The sequence below is a fragment of the Pelistega europaea genome (assembly GCF_013133775.1).
Lineage (GTDB): Bacteria > Pseudomonadota > Gammaproteobacteria > Burkholderiales > Burkholderiaceae_B > Taylorella > Taylorella europaea.
Map to the genome: position 1 here is coordinate 92,955 of NZ_JABGBO010000001.1, position 17,375 is coordinate 110,329.

At 41.9% G+C, this 17,375-nt stretch carries 13 protein-coding genes; 4 read left to right on the top strand and 9 right to left on the bottom strand.

Annotated features, from left to right (window positions below; genetic code table 11):
• Positions 1-150 precede the first annotated feature (150 nt).
• The 3 genes from HKX40_RS00445 to HKX40_RS00455 all read right to left on the bottom strand — a co-directional run bounded on the left by HKX40_RS00445 (position 151) and on the right by HKX40_RS00455 (position 3,311).
• The gene (locus HKX40_RS00445) at positions 151-1,332 is read right to left on the bottom strand and encodes an acetyl-CoA C-acyltransferase (RefSeq protein ID WP_171587598.1); all 1,182 of its coding nucleotides are present in this window, start codon (positions 1,330-1,332) and stop codon (positions 151-153) included.
• 156 nt (positions 1,333-1,488) lie between these two features.
• Positions 1,489-2,667: an isovaleryl-CoA dehydrogenase gene (locus HKX40_RS00450; protein WP_171587599.1), complete on the bottom strand. Its 1,179-nt coding sequence runs from the start codon at positions 2,665-2,667 to the stop codon at positions 1,489-1,491.
• Positions 2,668-2,915: 248 nt separating this feature from the next.
• The gene (locus HKX40_RS00455) at positions 2,916-3,311 is read right to left on the bottom strand and encodes a MerR family transcriptional regulator (protein WP_171587600.1); all 396 of its coding nucleotides are present in this window, start codon (positions 3,309-3,311) and stop codon (positions 2,916-2,918) included.
• 200 nt (positions 3,312-3,511) lie between these two features.
• Between HKX40_RS00455 and HKX40_RS00460 the strand changes: the two genes are divergently transcribed.
• Positions 3,512-4,573, top strand: a complete 1,062-nt coding sequence (locus HKX40_RS00460) for an MBL fold metallo-hydrolase (protein ID WP_171587601.1) — start codon at positions 3,512-3,514, stop codon at positions 4,571-4,573.
• 195 nt (positions 4,574-4,768) lie between these two features.
• On the opposite strand, the gene HKX40_RS00465 is transcribed toward HKX40_RS00460, so the two are convergent.
• Positions 4,769-5,404, bottom strand: a complete 636-nt coding sequence (locus HKX40_RS00465; protein WP_171587810.1) for a LysE family transporter — start codon at positions 5,402-5,404, stop codon at positions 4,769-4,771.
• 73 nt (positions 5,405-5,477) lie between these two features.
• On the opposite strand from HKX40_RS00465, the gene HKX40_RS00470 reads away from it, so the two are divergent.
• On the top strand, positions 5,478-6,668 hold the full coding sequence (locus tag HKX40_RS00470) for a trans-sulfuration enzyme family protein (RefSeq protein ID WP_171587602.1): 1,191 nt from the start codon (positions 5,478-5,480) through the stop codon (positions 6,666-6,668).
• A 149-nt stretch (positions 6,669-6,817) separates the two neighbouring features.
• Here HKX40_RS00470 and HKX40_RS00475 read toward each other — a convergent pair whose 3' ends face one another.
• The 3 genes from HKX40_RS00475 to argS all read right to left on the bottom strand — a co-directional run bounded on the left by HKX40_RS00475 (position 6,818) and on the right by argS (position 9,910).
• Positions 6,818-7,438, bottom strand: coding sequence for a thiol:disulfide interchange protein DsbA/DsbL (locus tag HKX40_RS00475; protein ID WP_171587603.1), 621 nt, complete (start codon positions 7,436-7,438; stop codon positions 6,818-6,820).
• A 141-nt stretch (positions 7,439-7,579) separates the two neighbouring features.
• The gene (locus tag HKX40_RS00480) at positions 7,580-8,224 is read right to left on the bottom strand and encodes an SPOR domain-containing protein (protein WP_171587604.1); all 645 of its coding nucleotides are present in this window, start codon (positions 8,222-8,224) and stop codon (positions 7,580-7,582) included.
• A 3-nt stretch (positions 8,225-8,227) separates the two neighbouring features.
• Positions 8,228-9,910, bottom strand: a complete 1,683-nt coding sequence (argS, locus tag HKX40_RS00485) for an arginine--tRNA ligase (protein ID WP_171587605.1) — start codon at positions 9,908-9,910, stop codon at positions 8,228-8,230.
• Positions 9,911-10,140: 230 nt separating this feature from the next.
• On the opposite strand from argS, the gene HKX40_RS00490 reads away from it, so the two are divergent.
• Complete coding sequence (locus HKX40_RS00490) at positions 10,141-10,635, top strand: hypothetical protein (RefSeq protein WP_171587606.1); 495 nt, start codon at positions 10,141-10,143, stop codon at positions 10,633-10,635.
• A 372-nt stretch (positions 10,636-11,007) separates the two neighbouring features.
• Here HKX40_RS00490 and HKX40_RS00495 read toward each other — a convergent pair whose 3' ends face one another.
• Positions 11,008-14,961, bottom strand: coding sequence for a phospholipase effector Tle1 domain-containing protein (locus tag HKX40_RS00495; protein ID WP_171587607.1), 3,954 nt, complete (start codon positions 14,959-14,961; stop codon positions 11,008-11,010).
• A gap of 122 nt (positions 14,962-15,083) precedes the next feature.
• Between HKX40_RS00495 and HKX40_RS00500 the strand changes: the two genes are divergently transcribed.
• Positions 15,084-15,446: a DUF1840 domain-containing protein gene (locus tag HKX40_RS00500; protein ID WP_171587608.1), complete on the top strand. Its 363-nt coding sequence runs from the start codon at positions 15,084-15,086 to the stop codon at positions 15,444-15,446.
• Between the two features lie 182 nt (positions 15,447-15,628).
• Here HKX40_RS00500 and leuA read toward each other — a convergent pair whose 3' ends face one another.
• Complete coding sequence (gene leuA, locus HKX40_RS00505; RefSeq protein WP_171587609.1) at positions 15,629-17,305, bottom strand: 2-isopropylmalate synthase; 1,677 nt, start codon at positions 17,303-17,305, stop codon at positions 15,629-15,631.
• Between the last annotated feature and the right edge of the window lie 70 nt (positions 17,306-17,375).

Consider the following 17,375-nt stretch of genomic DNA (forward strand, 5'->3'; position numbering starts at 1 on the left):
CTATCTACAGTTCTATCGGGTCTGTTTGACACCGTACCCATATAGGGTTTACTTAGTTACCAACAGATATACACCCATTTATTATCTGTTAGTTGAGAGAGCTTGTTCACAGAAATCTTTTAGTTGAACAAGCTCCTTTCACTAGTGTGGTTAGAGCATCTCTACTGCTAGGGCAACTGCCTCACCGCCACCAATACATAGGGTAGCGATACCTTTTTTGCCACTAGTTTTACGTAGCGCACCCACTAAAGTAGTGAGAATACGAGCACCAGAAGCACCGATAGGATGCCCAAGAGCAGTCGCTCCACCGTGAATATTGACTTTAGCGTGATCAAGATCAAGCTCTTTCATCGCTGCCATAGTGACAACAGCAAAAGCTTCATTAATCTCAAATAAATCCACGTCTTGTTTAGACCAACCTGCTTTATCTAAGCACTTTTGAATCGCACCAACAGGAGCTGTTGTAAACCAGGCAGGCTCTTGTGAGTGTTGAGAGTGGGCAACGACACGAGCTAATGGTTTTACCCCAAGTTTTTCTGCAGTGGAGGCACGCATTAAGACTAATGCTGAAGCACCATCAGAGATAGAAGAGGCATTAGCTGCTGTCACAGTACCGTCTTTCTTAAATGCAGGACGAAGAGTAGGAATCTTCTCTGGTTTGGCTTTAAGAGGAGATTCGTCTTTATCCACTACGGTATCACCATTACGACCAGAAATAGTCACAGGTACGATTTCCCACTCAAAGCTGCCATTAGCAATGGCCTCATTCGCTCGACGTAAAGATTCGATAGCATAAGCGTCTTGTTGCTCGCGTGTAAAGCCAAATTTATCGGCACATAATTCAGCAAATACACCCATAGCAGTACCCTTTTGGTAAGCATCCTCAAGACCGTCCAATGCCATATGGTCATACATCATTGAGTGTCCATAACGATAGCCTTGGCGAGCTTTGGGTAATAAATAAGGGGCGTTAGACATGCTTTCTTGACCGCCCGCTACAATGACATCGGCACTACCTGCCAATAGCATATCATGTGCTAGCATCACTGCTTTTAGACCTGAGCCACATACTTTGTGAATGGTTAATGCCCCTACGCTTTGCGGTAGTCCAGCACCTAGTGTTGCTTGGCGTGCAGGTGCCTGACCTTGTCCTGCTTGTAGGACGTTACCCATAATAACGTCTTGAACATCTTCTCCTTTGATGCCAGCACGTTCAACAGCAGCTTTAATGGCAATAGCACCCAACTCATGTGCTGCCAAACCAGATAAGCTGCCTAACATAGCTCCCATAGGAGTACGGACAGCAGAAACAATAACAACAGGATCTGACATAATAAATTTCCTTTAAAATGTTTACCTATCAGAGATAGGGTTAAGTTTTCTGTAATACCAGCATCAAGTATGAGTAACTATCAAGTCGTTGTGAAAGACTTCAATGCATCTACTATGCTTTAAGTGATAACGATACATTAAGACAGGGTAGAGGTATTACTTCGTTTCATTAAATAATTCACGACCAATCAGCATACGGCGAATCTCGCTAGTACCAGCACCGATTTCATATAATTTTGCATCGCGCCAGAGGCGTCCCACAGGGAATTCATTGATATAGCCGTTACCGCCAAGAATCTGAATACCTTCTCCTGCCATCCAAGTTGCTTTTTCTGCACAATATAAAATCACTGCAGCGCAGTCTTTACGGACTGTACGAACATGGTCTGCACCTGCTCGGTCGAGATTCTTTCCTACGGTATAGCAGAATGCACGGCAGGCCTGCAATGCTGTGTACATATCAGCGATTTTGCCCTGAATAAGTTGGAATTCACCGATGGATTGGCCGAATTGTTTACGGTCATGAATATAAGGAACGACAACGTCCATCACGGCTTGCATAATCCCTAGAGGGCCACCAGATAATACGGCACGTTCATAATCCAAACCACTCATTAAGACTTTGACCCCACCATTGAGCTCTCCCAGGATATTTTCTTCAGGCACTTCGCAATCTTGGAATACTAGCTCACCCGTATGGCTACCACGCATACCCATTTTGTCGAGTTTTTGCGCAATGGAGAATCCTTTGAACCCTTTTTCAATAATAAAAGCAGTGATGCCTTTAGAATGTGCTTCTGGTTCTGTTTTGGCATAGACAACTAATGTATCCGCATCAGGGCCATTGGTAATCCACATTTTGCTACCGTTAAGAATGTATTTATCCCCTTTCTTTTCGGCACGTAATTTCATGCTAACGACATCAGAGCCTGCACCGGGTTCAGACATAGCCAAAGCACCAATATGCTCTCCAGAGACTAATTTGGGAAGGTATTTTTGTTTTTGTGCAGGAGTACCATTACGGTGGATTTGATTGACACAAAGATTAGAGTGTGCGCCATAAGACAAACCGACAGAGGCACTAGCACGAGAAATCTCTTCCATGGCAATCATATGTGCTAAGTAACCCAGATTGGTGCCGCCATATTCCTCTGAGACAGTTAAACCTAGTAAACCCATATCACCAAATTTACGCCATAAATCCATCGGGAATTGGTCAGAATGGTCAATCTCCTGGGCTCGAGGGGCAATTTCTGCTTGTGCAAATTGTTGAATAGCCTCGCGAAGCATATCTAAGTCTTCGCCTAACTCAAAATTTAAACCAGGTAAATTCATGTTATCTCCTTTGTGTGGACAGAAGACTCTGTACCAAGTGTGTTATGTGAGGGTGAAAATCAATGATGCCATTTCACCATACTATATTGACACTTATTTTACTTCGATGTTGACGTTAACGTAAACATGGGGTTTACCAGTAGAAAACGAAACGAGCAGCAGTGTAAAAGTGGTTAAACCAAGAATAAGTTTGTCTCTGAGGGAAAATAATGTTTATATAGGACAAAGATTGCTTAGGCTCTTTTCAGCTATTTGGTTTTCTCTTGAGGCAATTCCTGTAATAGCATTAGGCACTGCTTTTCTTGATATTCAATCTCAACTAATGTCTTTTCCAGATCCTCTTTTTGTTGAACAAGTTGTTTTTTGTGCTTTTGCAGGGCATCGAGGTAATTGCGCAACTGTGATGTAGTACCGCCAGGACCATCATACATATCAATTAGAGAACGGATTTCACTAAGATGGAATCCTAGACGCTTGCCACGTAAAGCCAGCTTTAAACGAGTGCGATCACGGTGTGTATAAATACGCCTTTGCCCCTCACGAATAGGCGATAGAATTTGATGGTTTTCGTAAAAACGCAATGTGCGAGGAGTGACTTCAAACTCCTTTGCTAGTTCTGAAATGGTCCAAGTTCTCTGATTCATAGTGTAAATAATAGTTGATGCAGTTCAGTGGATATAGGGTTTATTCTCAATTTAAATCGCCGTAAATTTTTCTTGACGCTTACGAAAAGTTTATATTATATTGACCACTAATGACTTGACGTATACGTAAAGTCTGTATTATTTTGAAAGATAAGTCAAGTGTGAGTTTCCCTGATACCGCACACTAAAGGAGTGAGACCATGAACGATAACGAACGCCAACTGAGTTATCCTTTTGATGGACAAGAGCCAGCTGCTGGTTATGCATTGACCGTGGCTGAAGGGGTAAAGTGGATTAAAATGCCCCTGCCTTTTGCGTTAAATCATATCAATTTATGGTTACTTAAAGATGTCTATGAGGGAAAAGAGGGTTGGGCTATAGTCGACTGTGGTATTGCCAAAGACCCTGTCAAATCTTTATGGGAAGAGGTTTTTACTCATGAGTTAGAGGAATTACCAGTAACCAGGGTGATTGTGACACACATGCACCCTGATCATGTAGGGTTGGCAGGTTGGCTTTGTGCCAAATGGCAAGTTCCCTTATTTATGAGTATGACAGACTATATGGTGTCTCGCTTGTGGACAGTGAATGCAGTGGCTGGAGCTGGTACTGGGGGTGATATGGCAGTTGCTCATTTTGCTCGACATGGTTTGACGGATCCTGAATCACAAGAGAAAATCCGTGCTCGCGCTACTTACTATCCAGGTTTAGTGTCTATCCCTCCGACCTCTTTTCATCGTCTTGTGGATGGGCAATCATTACAGATAGGCCCCCACTCTTGGGAGCTAATTTCAGGCTATGGACATGCTCCTGAGCATATGGCCTTATTTTGCAAAACATTGAATGTATTGATTTCTGGAGATATGATTTTGCCCAAAATCTCAACCAATATCAGTGTGTTCGATTATGAGCCAGAGGCCAATCCATTGCCACTATACCTTGATTCCTTGCATAAATATGCACATTTGCCTGAGGATGTGCTGGTATTGCCTTCACATGGGCGTCCTTTTGTTGGGGTCCACGAGCGAATTAGACAGCAGTTTCAGCACCATGACCAGAGGTTGGCAGAGGTGTTAGCAATGTGTACTAATCCAGTAACTGTGACAGAAATTGTGCCAATGATGTTCAAGCGTGAACTAGACTTGCATCAATTGACTTTTGCAATGGGAGAAGCACTGGCTCATCTGCATGCCTTGTACTTTGATGGAAAGCTGAAACGCGAGGTTAGTGCGGATGGAGTGTATAGGTTTGTAATACCTTGATAGTATTAACTTAATTTTTTCACCTATAAAAACTAGCGGGTTTTATTGGCAAGTGAGGAACTCTTGCAACAAATAAACATCAAAAAACGTTGATGCTCCTTTTCCCCTACAGCACCATCGCATGTGCTTCTAGGGGGAGGATTGATCAGATTTTCAAATTTTTTTAGCTAAACCTAGTAATTCAGCTCTAGACAGTTACTGCCAGAACAACTTCACTGCTAATCCCACAAACACCACAACAGTGATGATGTTTAGCACTTGCTGTGCCTTGACTGATTGTTTAAGCATACGCCCAAAATAACCACTAAAAACAGCAATGCTACCAAACGTCAACAAGGTAGCCAGCATAAAAATAGCTGCTAAGCTAATTAATTGTTGTGCCTGAGGGATGGTTTTAGAATAAAGAAATTGAGGTAAGAAAGCAAAGAAAAATAATGTGACTTTCGGATTAGTGGCATTCATAAAAATCCCACGACGATAATATTGCCATAAATTCATCTTGGGTTGAGTATTATCGTCCCCCTCTTGTACCTCAATTTGCATGGGTTTGGATTTTATCGTTAGGTATGCAAGATAGAGCAAATAGCAAGCACCTACAACTCGCAAGATTAAAAATGCAGTTTCAGACTTGCTGATGAATTCGGCAACTCCTACAGTTACCAAAAATGTGTGGAAAAACAGACCAGAACACAATCCTAATACTATGACTAGCCCCACACGTGTACCATAAAGAGCACTTTGCAACAACACAAAAATATTATCAGGTCCAGGAGCAAGTGCTAATAAAACACAAATACCAAAAAAACTGAGGAAAATATCAATAGGCATGATAAAAAATACTGGTATACTTGACAAACAAGTAGCATCATATCGTTAATTGAACAATTTTTAAATAGGGTTGGTCATGACTCAATCATTATTAACAAAACTAGCACATTTAGGCACTGCCGTTTGTGATGAAGAACACCCCCGTGTACCTGTTGCTATTCCTTCTATGCGCACCAGTACCATTCGTTTTAATACCTGGGCAGATTTACAGGAGACTTACCGTCGAAATGCTGCCGGTGAGCGTATTGTGGGCTATGGGCGTATGGGTATGGATACCCATGAGGCACTTGAGCAGATTATGTGTGAATTAGAAGGTGGGATACGTGCTTTTTTAGCCTCCTCAGGGTTAAATGCAATCTCAATGGCTTTGCTGAGCTTGTTAAGTGCGGGTGACCATATGCTAGTGGCTGATTGTGTCTATGGTCCTGTACGTCAGATGGATAAAACAGTGCTTAGACGCATGAATATCAGTAGCACTTTTTGCAGTATGCGACGTCCAGAAGAAATTGAGGCACATATCCAACCCAATACTAAACTCATCTACATAGAGAGTCCAGGATCAGTGCTATTTGAAACACTGGATGTCCCTGCTATTGCGGCTATTGCCAAAAAACACAATCTTCTATTAGTCATCGATAACACTTGGGGGTCAGGTATCGCTTACCGTCCACTTAATTTGGGGGCTGATGTGAGTATTGTGGCAATGACAAAGTATGTTGGTGGGCACTCTGATTTGTTGATGGGTGCTGTTGTTGCTAAAGATGATGCTGTTATTAAACGAATTAACGAGAGTCAATATGCATTAGGTTTTTCTGTTAGTGCTGATGATGCATGGCTCGCTATTCGTGGTGTACGAACTATTGATGTCCGCATGAAACGCCATGCAGAAAATGCCTTAATCTTCTGCGGATTTCTTGATAAACAACCAGAAACCTTACAAATTTACCATCCTGCTTTTGCTAAAGATCCAAACCATGCCTTGTGGAAGCGTGATGCATTAGGCTCTAATGGCATGGTATCTGTTGCATTGAATTTAACTAAGCAGCAAACACAAGTGCTTGTAGACTCACTAGAATTATTTAGCATAGGATTTTCTTGGGGGGGATATGAAAGCTTAGTGGAAATGGTTGATACAGACATCATGGGAGTCCACGGGTATTGGAACCCTGATTTCCCAAGTCTTTTACGTTTACATGTGGGGTTAGAAGCGATAGAAGATTTGATAGCGGATTTTGAGCAGGCTCTTGCTAAGGCTCGAAATGTTTAGTTATCTCGCTTCATGTGTTGCTTATTGCTACAGTGAAGCTTCAACCACTGAGATGTAACGTATCATAAGCAACGCCCAAGTGAAATGAAAGTACCTTGGGCGTTGTCGAAAATACACAAAAAACAGTGGATAGAGAAAAAAGCCGTAGCTTATTTCTTCATTTCTTTGGCAAGGAGTTCCTTAACTACAGTAATCGCCTTCTCGTAAGTGCCTGTCATACCAGGGGAAGTAAGGTATTTACCGGCAACAGTGAAAGAAGGAGTTGCTCCAATCTCATATTGATTAGTCAATTCAGTAGCACGACGGACTTGGGTATTTACGCCAAAAGAATCATAAGCATCTTCAAATGCCTTCTTATCAACCCCCTGTTCAACAACCCATTCAACAATGGCATCACGAGTAAATAGGCGTTTCTTTTCTTGATGAATTGCACTAAATACTTTTTCATGCAAGTCAGGACGATTTAATGCCATCAAAGAATAAAATAATTGTTGCATAGGTTGCATAGCGGCATTAAATGCAACAGGTACCTGTACAAGTACTGCCCCTTCTGGGAGTTCTTTGGACAATTTCTCTACCAGGGGTTCCATAGCAGCACAGTGAGGGCAGGCATAAGAGAAGAACTCCAACACCTCAACCTTATTAGGTGTATGTGAAGGGAAAGCGGTATCGTAAGTGGTATATTGGGCTTCCTGGGCCTGAGCTGTCAAAGATGCTGCAACAAGACCAAAAGCAGGGATAAGTTTTTTAAGTGTGTTGAGAAATGACATAGTATTGCTCTTTTGAAAATCAAATATTTTTTGCATGATGACACAAAAATAAGGGGGCTAATAGAGTATATCCCCTAAGTTTTCTTTGTTTTTACTTCAACGCGTTTCTTGATAAGTGAAATGTTGTGTTTTTACCAAGAGTTATCTTGTTGGCGTAGAGTTGATACTGTTTGCTTTGAGTTGCTCTTGCGCCTCTTTGAGTGCCTTATCTGAGGCAAAAGGACCTAAACGCACTCGAAAAAAGTCCGCATTATCTACTTTGGATTTGACAATAGTGATATTAGTGAATCCTTGGAGTAACAACTGGGCACGTTTAGCATTTGCTTCTTCAGAATTTTTAAATGCACCTACCTGTAAGTAGGTAGGGATATAATTTTTGGACGCCTCTGACTTGTTAATATCATGAATCAAAGCTCCAATACGGTCTGGTTCGGTCTTGTTTTGCTTTGGTTTTGCTTGTTGGGACACAACAGGAGTATTGGGTTGAGGAGGTGTCGCTTGTACTACAGGTGCTGGCGTCACAACAGCTGCTACTGGAGCGGTAGGGGAGACCGGAGTAGCTGCTGCAGGAGCAGGTGTGGCAGGTGTAGGTGTTACTGGAGCCGTAGGAGTGGCAAGGGGGGTGACAGGTTTTGTCGGCTCAGTTGCCACTGTAGGTGGTGTAGATAGACGGGTGCGGAAATAATACGCACCCGCAGCAGCAATACCTAATCCAATAACAATACCAAAAATAATATATCCCAAAGGAGATGGGGCATTTTGTTGAGATGAGGTTTTGCGGGCCATAATCTACATTTGCTCCGGAGAAGAAACACCTAATAAATCTAACGCGTTGGCAATAACTTGGCGAGTACTATCTGCTAATGCCAGACGGGCTAATTTGAGTGCCTGATCATCGACCATGATACGTTCAGCGTTATACCATGAATGGAAGTCTGCTGCTAAATCTAATAGCCAGAATGCAATATAGTGTGGTGCTAAATCTTTAGCAGCAAGAGTAATCATATTAGGCAATTCTGCTAGGCGCTTTAATAGTGTGATTTCAGAAGGTGCTGTTAATAAGCTAATGTCTGCCTGATTCACTTGTTGAGCCAGCTCTGCACTATCTCGCAAAATTTTGCAAATACGAGCATGAGCATATTGAATATAGTAAACAGGGTTTTCTTCACCTTTAGATAGAGCTAAATCAATATCAAAAGAGAATTCAGTATCCGCTTTACGTTGAATAAGGAAGAAACGTACAGCATCCTGACCTACCCAGTCGATTAAGTCTCGCATAGTGACATAGGAGCCAGCACGTTTGGAAATTTTTACCTCTTCACCATTACGCATTACACGAACCATTTTGTGTAACACATACGAGGGATAATCTTTAGGAATACCCATATTCAAACCCTGCAAACCAGCACGAACACGAGCAACAGTGCCGTGGTGGTCACTACCTTGGATATCAATGGCATGGTGATAACCACGTTTCCACTTTGTGCGGTGGTAAGCAATATCTGGTACAAAATAAGTGTATCCACCTTCTTTTTTACGCATGACACGATCTTTATCGTCACCAGTGCCTAATTCAGTGGTACGTAACCATAATGCCCCATCTTGCTCATAGGTATGACCATTTTTAGTGAGAATGTCCACTACCTCTTCGACATATCCATCCGTGTAGAGAGAACTTTCAAGATAGTATTGGTCAAATTGTAGGTTAAATGCTTTAAGGTCTAAGTCTTGTTCACGACGTAGATAAGCCACTGCAAAACGACGGATATCCTCAAGATTATCTAAATCTCCAGAGGCAACAATCTCTTGTCCATCTGCATGGACAGTTTTTTGGGCTATAAAGTCATTAGCAATGTCGACAATGTAATCGCCACGATAACCATCTGCTGGGTAGCTAGGGTCATCAGGAGAAATCCCACGAGCACGGGCTTGTACACTCACTGCCAGGTTATGGATTTGATTTCCAGCATCGTTATAGTAGAACTCTCGATGAACCTTGTAGCCAGCTGCTGAGAATAGACGACAAATACAGTCACCTAATGCAGCTTGACGAGCATGACCAACATGTAGAGGGCCAGTAGGATTAGCAGAAACGAATTCCACCATAAGTGACTCACCATTGCTGGGAGATTTGGCAAAATTACCCCCTTGCTCTTGAATCTTGTTAATCACTTCTTGGTGTACGGCGGTTGTGCAACGTAAATTAATAAAACCTGGGCCTGCAATTTCTGCTGAAGCAAGGATTTCTTTGGCGCTAGGATTACTCATTAGTGCATCAACAATATCCTGTGCAAGCTCTCTGGGATTTCGTTTAGCAGGTTTTGCTAGTTGCATAGCGATATTACTTGCCACATCACCGTGTTCAGCTTGTTTGGGACGTTCTAGTTTGATAGTAGGGTTCTGATTGGGAAGCAGAGTATCAACTGCTTCAGCTAATAATTGACTTAATTGATGTTGAAGCTCAGGGAGCATAAGATATAACCAGTTAATGCCCGTATGTTAGGGCTTGTTTTGAAAAAGAAATAATTGCAATAATACCACAAAGATAGTGGTATATTCAGTGAAAAAAGGGGGAAAAGAGATGCATTTTGTTGTCTTTAAGATATAATTCCACAAAAAGGTAGTAAAAATAAGTAAAACATCATACAATTGATGACAATTGTCACTCATAGGGGGCAATTATTGCCAGAAAGGAGAATTAAATGAAGAGTAAATTGCTAAGTGTGCTACTGACAGCAGCGTTTCTAACTGCATGCCAAAGTGGTCAAGTGATTAACCCACAAACCGTTGCTCAAATCCAACGTCATGTAACTACTCAAGATCAAATCGTGGCAACTTTCGGGGAGCCTGATGAGGTTTTTGTAAATACAAAAATGGGTACTCGTACACTTATTTATAGATACAAAGATAGTAACGAAGGTCTACGTACAGTAGCAGCTATCGCAGGCGGTGCCGCTGGTGCTTTATTGGGCTCTCAAATTGGTGGTGGTTCAGCACGCTACTATACCGGTGCAGCAGGTGGTGCAGCAGGTGCTGCAGCCGCAGGAGCAATGATAACCACTCGCGAGAAGAACCAAGCCTTGACTGTTGTTGTGTCACTTAGAACTGGTCGTGTAATTGACTATAACTATGTAGAACACAACACTAAGAAAGCTGGGTTGCGTCCAAGTTCTGGTCCATCAAGCACACTGAACTAATTTTATCTGATTGCGCCATAGGATTTCGTCATTTTCGATGAGACATAGGGCGTGGACTGTAAAGTGGTTCTCATAAAATTGTTCATAAAGCCTATTGTGTATTCAGTCCTGAATATGTAGTAGTTGCGGTGTGAAATGTTTAAAAAGGAGTGGTATTAATAGCCGCTCCTTTTTTATTGTGTTTGTAGGAGCAATAAAGACAGGTTATTTACATTGCATATAGAGTTCAAGAGATTAGACTTACTTTTCTTTTCTGTATTTGTACGCAGTTTGGAAAAAACTACTGAAAGTAGATGCGGAATAGAAATAGTTCATCATCAGGTCTAATTGCGGAATAGAAGTAGTTTATCATCAGGTCTAATACAGAGCTTCCTAAAAGTTGGATGGGCGAACAGCTTTCACGGGCGACTTCCAATTAAGCTCCTGTTCCAGCCAAGCGATATATTTTTCAGCATTGAGCTTGCCATAGATGCTCACATCAGCCATTGTTAACTCTTCTGTCTTTGCCCATAAAAACTCAACTTCAGCAGCTTTGATATGCTCTTGGCGTATACGGTCACCTATATGAGGATTTTCGCCTTGTTTCTGATGTGCAACATTGGTGTTGGGCATTTGTAACTCCCTGTCTCTGACACGTGTGTTGCTGGGAATATTATTTGTTACTCCAGTGTAGGGATTGTGGGTGATGGGTTTAGCATATTCCCCATAAGTGTTATGCATAAAAGGATAACGAACTTCATCTAAACGCCCTTTTTGAGGGTCTGACCAGGTACGCCCTGCAGTGACTTTGATACTGTCCAGTGGTCGAAGTGCTACACCTATTTGTTGGGCTTGTGTGTATATCCATGCCAGAGGAATATCTCCTAAATCCCCATAGGCTCTGTCATGCAAAGAGGTAAAACCAGAGGCTAAATCTTGTAAATCACGTTTAACTAATACTCCTCCCAAATCACTATGATTGCCTAGGAAACCTTGCTCAACCACGTTATCTGCCCCTTGGTAGACAGTCAAAGGTAGGACACTACGATACTCGTTTAGGGCAATAGCATGGGCAATAATCTGCCACTCAGGAGCTGCTGTGTAGTCAACACGATGGTTGTAGACACCATTTAAACCAAGTTGAGCAACGGTATCAAATAAGCCGATAAAGCGTAAATCTACACAGCTTCGTATATCTTGAATGTGCTCCCGCCCATCTTCAACAATGGTCTCTTGATAAGTAAATAAACCATCCTTGACCAGTGTTCTGACATAATTAGAAAAGACCATCCCCATCATGGCTCCTCGCGAGAAGCCTACAATATCAATGGGGGTAATATCGGTAAAGTTGTTGTGCATGGTGCGCATATAATTGATAAAGTTTTGCTTTTGTTTGTCAATAATAAGACTAGCTGTTGTCCCAAAAAGAGCACCACCATGAGCATCATGTACACTTTCTCCTGGTATAGCTCCTGGTCCCTCTGTATAGAATTTAGGTCCTTGATAAAGTTGATAGAATTTCCACACATTGGTCTCGGATGCGGGATTGTTTGTTGTACCATCAAAAGCGAATAATATTAAGCCAGTAGGGTCAATAAATTGACGCGGCTGTTGGGCTACATAACCATAAGGGTCGTTCCAGGCGAGAGGGCCTAGAGGATCTGGCTCTAAATAATGTCCTGCCTCTGGGTCATATGTACGTAAATAATTATCATGCCAACCTGTTTCTGCATCAAAATATTGTCCTGGTTGACGCAGATTAAACTCAATATCACCAGTAAATTGGGTTGCTTTACCTGTTGGAGAATAGTAGGCAGCCCAGCGAATATTTTGTTGTTCATCACTGACCATGATGGGTAAGCCAAGATGATCATTGTGGATAAAGAAAGTAGCAGTAGATAATGTTTTACCTTCCTTGTCTAATAGAGATTCTGTGAAGGCTACTGGCATGATGCCGCGGTAGATATAGTGGCGTTGTTTTTTCACATTGGTATCTATGGCAGAAAGAGTTTCTACATCTAATTGGTTTCCTTTGTATTGAAAGTCAATGCGTTTGGTTTTGGTTATTTTTTGAAGGCGACGACCATAAGTGTCATAACGGTATTGGGCAATGATTTGTTGCCCTTCTAGGATTGTTTCAATACGGTTTTGTTTACCATAAAAGAGTTTCTTTTTATCTACAGTGAGAGGAAGTCCTTGCTTATCACGCAGGATTCTGGGATGTATGTTAATGTGATTAAAAGCATAGGCTTTACTACTACCATCGTTATTCCATGCATAGTAAAACAAGGTTTCTTTGATTGATTTTATGCGATTGGTTGTGGCAGCATTATATTGATTTACGGATGATGGGGGGAGTGTTTTGGTATGGTGCTGTTTTCTTGAGGAGAGTATCATTGTACTTGTTGAGGAGTTATCTTGATATTCTTTTGAAAAATTGGAGGGTATTTCCCCCTCTTTTTGTAGGGCTCCAATCAGACGGAAATTTTTATCGTAGAGATAATGGTTCTCGATTTGTTTATCAAGCAATAGAAAAAGAAATTGCTCTTTTTCTAATAATCCCTTGGTATTGTAGGCACGTGTTTGTATCCATAAAGGTTTTCCCTCTTTCTCTAAAACCAGTAGTTTGTGTCTATCTCCCCTGCTCATCTGTTTTAGATGAAGTCCATTTTTAAAGACTAATTGATCTTGTTGAAAGTAGGCTAAATCAGTGTCCTGCTGCGGTTGAGGTAATGCAATTTTTACCAGAGCAGGAGGTCCTGGGAGACGAGTTCCTGTAATCTGTGTATGCCATTGCTTAGCATACCCTTGCTCATCATAATCAAGAGTGACTTTATCCCAGGCTGGATGTTGGAAATCAATACGTTGCACTCTGCCTTGTGCATCACGGTAAAGGTTAAATCCATTAATAGACTGAAGTTGCCCCTTGGCATTATAGGTTGCACGTGTTCCTGTTGGGGGGCAGAGATGACATCCCATGCCACTAACCTCTTTAAGCAGATAATTTCCCCCTTTGATAATGCCTGTGATGCGTGTTTGATGTCCATGCTGGTCACGGATAATAGTTAGGCTCTCATCGTTTTCATTGATGGCTTGGCGAGCATAATGAATATGTAATTCATGTTCGTCAGTTAGAGCCTGAGAGGAAATATTAGGTAGTGTAGGTGCTAGTGCTGTATTTTTTGAACGACTATAAATGGCTTTTCCATCTGCTTGATAATGCCATTCATTGATACGCAGGCGTTGTTGCTGAGGAGTAGTCAGTGTAATACCTGTTAACCGATAAGGATTCCCTGCCTGATGTTGTGGCTCATATAAATACTCTCGCTGCCAGCCATCAGCACGCAGTACTTTGGTTAAGCGATAGTTGGAGAAGCCTTGGGGTATATCATAGCTATAGCGAAATATACCTACTGGTGTTTCAATATGGCTGATAAGGGGGGTACGGGCAGAGCTATCGTAGTAAAAGCGGATTTCCTCTTGTCGGTTATATACACGTTGGATGACTAGATGAGATGTTGGTTGTAGCGTATTTGGTGATGAGTTAGAAACTATCTGTGTGGGTGATGTCTGAGAGGGTATATTTTGTGAATGTGAAGTATCTGTTAAGGGTGTTGATACATGATTGTCAGACAAATGATTAGGGTTGAGAGTTAGTGTTTGATAATCGATAGAAATAGTGGGAAACCCAGCAATGATAAGCTGACGCAAGTAACCCTCTTTGTTAAATGTCCGGATGGTGCCTTCGGGAGTATGCCATTCCCATTCTTGCAGAGAATTTTGTTGTAGATAGCCTTGCTGAGGTATACGTGCCATTAGGCGAAGTTTTTTCTCTTGCTTTATGCCAGTTGAGTATGCATCGGATGTTTGCGAGTCAGATGAAGTAGCCGTTGTATTAGGTGTTTCAAACATGATGCGTTGACCATCGTCCAGCAAGATTTGCCAAGCCCGAGGGAGATGAAATAACCGAGTGTTGTAAGCATGGCTCCAACCTATGCCCATGGTGGTGCTTATAGGTGCCATGGCATTGTAATAACGGCTAAATTCTAGACCAGATAGACGCAATAACAAGTCTTGTTCATGTTGGAATTTATTGCCACTTATGAGGTGAATAGGATTACCAGCCCCCAGATTGAGGGTAGGCGCACGAGAAGTGCTTGAGCAAGGGTTGCCTGTTTTGGCTGGGGTACATAGGGTATTGTTCTCTGAGGAGGGCGGGATATTTGAGAGAGTATGACTGGGTGTACTCATCTGTAGTGGCGTTGGTGTATCTGTGTGCAAAGGCGAGGTAGTGCCTAGGGCAACCAAAGGGATAAACAAGACCAAGAGGCTGATAATCTGTTTCATATGGGGTCTCCTTGTTGGTATTTTTTGTGAAACATATAAAAGCGATACAATAGAAATTGTCGTGTTTTATCTGCCCGTTGAAAATGGGGGGTGAATGAATTTATCCATTAGGAGTTTTACTTATGTTGATTACTTTTTCTTCAAACTCAAGTGCAGATGTATTGATGTTGGATAAACATGCATTGGCAGTGCTTAAAGCATTAGGACGTGATTATGACAAGATGCCAGCAGAAGGGGTTATTACTCATGAGCAGTTAGCAAGTAGTATTGACGCTTTGGCTAAAGCGATTGCCAAGGACAAAGAGACACGTGCAGATTTTTATGCTGAACAAGAAGAACGAGAAGAGCGAGGAGAAGAAAAAATACACCCTGTTCTTGAGCCTGTGGATTTGGCACGTCGTGCTTATCCCCTTATGGAAATGATGAAGGAAGCTCTTAAAAAAGAAAAAGACTATGTGGTCTGGCGTAGTGCAAATGCATGGTAAGTATAACGGAATACTGCTCCTACATAAGCTTGTTTCTAGGTTGGTTATAGCAACTCAATAATGAGACCTAATAAATTCGCCCCAAAGTATCCCCCCATATTTATGGGAAATACTTTAGGGCAAAAGGGAGTGGACTATAGATAACTGTCTTATCCAGACCTAAGCCTTCCTTTCAAACAGGACTAGGCATCACCGTTATTAATATGGCGGTTAACAGCACTAAGCACCGCTAAGAATGATGCAGTCACAATATCCTTGTGAATGCCTACCCCAAAGCCTGTTGCAGACTCACCAAGACGGAGTTCTACATAGCATACTGCATTAGTTTTCTCGCCAGAACCTAGTGCGTGTTCGTGGTAGTCCATAAATCGAATAGGCAAGTTGAGTGCATCTACGAAAGCAGAGATTGAGCCATCGCCCTGACCAGTGACTGTTTTGATTTCATCACCGTTTTTGAGGGTTGCTTCAATACTAAAAGTACTTGACCCATCAGCATTCTCTGTAGTGTGAATCTTATGACTTACCAAGCTCCAAGGGGTTTTTTGGTCAAGATATTCTTTCTTGAAAATTTCGTAAACAGCATTCCCGTTGACTTCAGTACCTGTTTCATCGGTAACGCGTTGGATGGCACGGCTAAACTCAATTTGAAGGCGACGTGGTAAGTTCAATCCATGTTCATGCTCAAGAAGATAAGAAATACCGCCTTTACCTGATTGACTATTAACACGAATCACCGCATCGTAGCTACGTCCCAAATCAGCTGGGTCAATAGGTAAGTAAGGTACTTCCCATGGTTGATCTGCTTTTTGTGCAGCAAAACCTTTTTTAATAGCATCTTGATGAGAGCCTGAGAATGCCGTAAATACTAAGTCACCTACATAAGGATGGCGAGGGTGTACAGGAAGTTGATTGCAATACTCTACGGTAAGACGTACAGCATCAATATCAGAGAAGTCCAAACCAGGATGTACGCCTTGAGTATAAAGGTTAAGTGCAAGTGTCACCAAATCTACATTACCAGTACGTTCACCGCTACCGAATAAACAACCTTCTACACGATCAGCGCCTGCCAATAATGCTAATTCAGCAGCAGCTACAGCTGTACCACGGTCGTTATGAGGGTGTACACTAACAATGATGCTCTCACGATTTTTTACGTTTTGGCAGAAGTATTCAATCTGATCAGCGTATAGGTTAGGAGTTGTAGCCTCAATAGTTGCAGGCAAGTTAAAGATAATCTTGCGTTCTGGTGTTGCTCCCCATTCCTCTGCAACGGCATTGCATACATCAAGGGCAAAATCAGGCTCGGTGGTACTAAACACTTCTGGTGAATACTCGTAACGCCAATTAACTTCTGGATGTTGTGCCATAGCTTCTTTTACCATACGAGTACCAGCGACAGCAAATTTAAGAATATCCTCTTTTTCCATTTTGAAAACAATCTTACGGAAAGAAGGAGCTGTGGCGTTATACATATGGATAATGACGTTTTTAGCACCTAAACAAGCTTCGATTGTACGGTTGATTAAATCTTGGCGCGCTTGGGTAAGTACGATAATGGTGACATCATCAGGGATTAAACCACCATCAATCAAAGAACGTACAAAGTCAAAATCAGTCTGAGAAGCGGAAGGGAAACCAATCTCAAGCTCTTTAAAGCCAATTTGAATGAGTTGTTTGAAAAAACGCATCTTGCGCTCAACACTCATTGGTTCGATAAGCGACTGATTGCCATCACGTAAATCTGTACTCATCCAAATAGGCGGTTTAGTAATAGATTTACTAGGCCATGTACGCTCAGAAAAATCACGGTTAAACGGCTTGAAAGGGATATATTTGGAAGCTGGGTTAGAAATCATTTTACACCTGTCTATTTCTTATCCCAGTACACTAAGGGCTAGCCTAATTACGACACTGGGATTTAATTTT